This window comes from Allorhizobium paknamense, assembly GCF_030815125.1.
GTDB lineage: Bacteria > Pseudomonadota > Alphaproteobacteria > Rhizobiales > Rhizobiaceae > Allorhizobium > Allorhizobium paknamense.
Window position 1 is genome coordinate 1 of record NZ_JAUSWH010000044.1, and the last position, 1,181, is coordinate 1,181.

Consider the following 1,181-nt stretch of genomic DNA (forward strand, 5'->3'; position numbering starts at 1 on the left):
CGCCTTACACTGATCCGGATTTACGAGGAGCTTCGGGCGCTGGGTTATGACGGCAGCTACGATGCTATCCGACGCTACGCGAAAGGATGGTCGAAGGATCGAGGTGCCGTGACGGCCGAAGCCTATGTGCCGCTCTATTATGCACCTGGCGAGGCCTATCAGTTCGACTGGAGCCATGAGATCGTTCTGATCAACGGTGTAACGACCACTGTGAAGGTCGCTCATGTCCGCCTCTGCCACAGCCGGATGATGTTTGCCCGAGCCTATATGCGTGAGAGCCAGGAGATGGTCTTCGACGCCCACGACAAGGCCTTCGACTTCTTCCGTGGCACCTGCACGCGCGGCATCTACGACAATATGAAGACGGCGGTCGAGGCGGTCTTTATCGGCAAGGAGCGGCTGTACAATCGCCGCTTCCTGCAAATGTGCAGCCATTATCTCGTTCAACCGGTCGCCTGCACCCCTGCATCGGGATGGGAGAAGGGTCAGGTCGAGAACCAGGTCGGCCTTGTGCGCGAGCGCTTCTTCACGCCGCGTCTCAGGGTCAAAAGCCTGGAGGAATTGAATGCTTGGCTCCTCGATAAATGCGTTGGCTATGCCAAGGCCCATAGTCATCCCGAACAGACGGTGCAGACGATCTGGCAGATGTTCGAGGCCGAGCGTGGCAGCCTTGTGCGCTACGTCGGTCCATTCGACGGGTTCCACAGCGTCCCAGCATCGGTGTCGAAGACCTGTACCGTCCGCTTCGACAACAACAAATATTCCGTCCTGTCGACAGCCGTCGGCCGCCCTGTCGAGGTTCACGCTTACGCTGATCGGGTCGTCATAAAGCAGGATGGAGTGACGGTCGCTGAACACCAGCGCAGCTTTGGTCGTGGCGACACCATCTACGACCCTTGGCACTATGTTCCTGTTCTTGCTCGCAAACCCGGTGCTTTGCGTAACGGCGCTCCGTTCCGCGAATGGGTCTTGCCAACCGCGATGGAGAAGGTCCGCAAGCGATTGAAGAGCGCTGACGACGGTGATCGACAGATGGTCACCATACTGGGATGCGTTCCTGCTGATGGCCTTACCGCCGTCGAAGCTGCCTGCCAGGAGGCGCTTGATCACGGCGTCTGCTCGGCCTCGGTGATCATCAACATTCTGGCGCGAAGCCGCGATCCGGCTCCGTCGGCAACACT

General features: G+C 59.1%; 1 protein-coding gene. It reads left to right on the forward strand.

Annotated elements, in window-relative coordinates; all coding sequences use genetic code 11:
- Positions 1 to 1,181: IS21 family transposase (istA, locus tag QO005_RS24165; protein ID WP_307160566.1), on the forward strand; the 1,181-nt coding region annotated here is incomplete at both ends.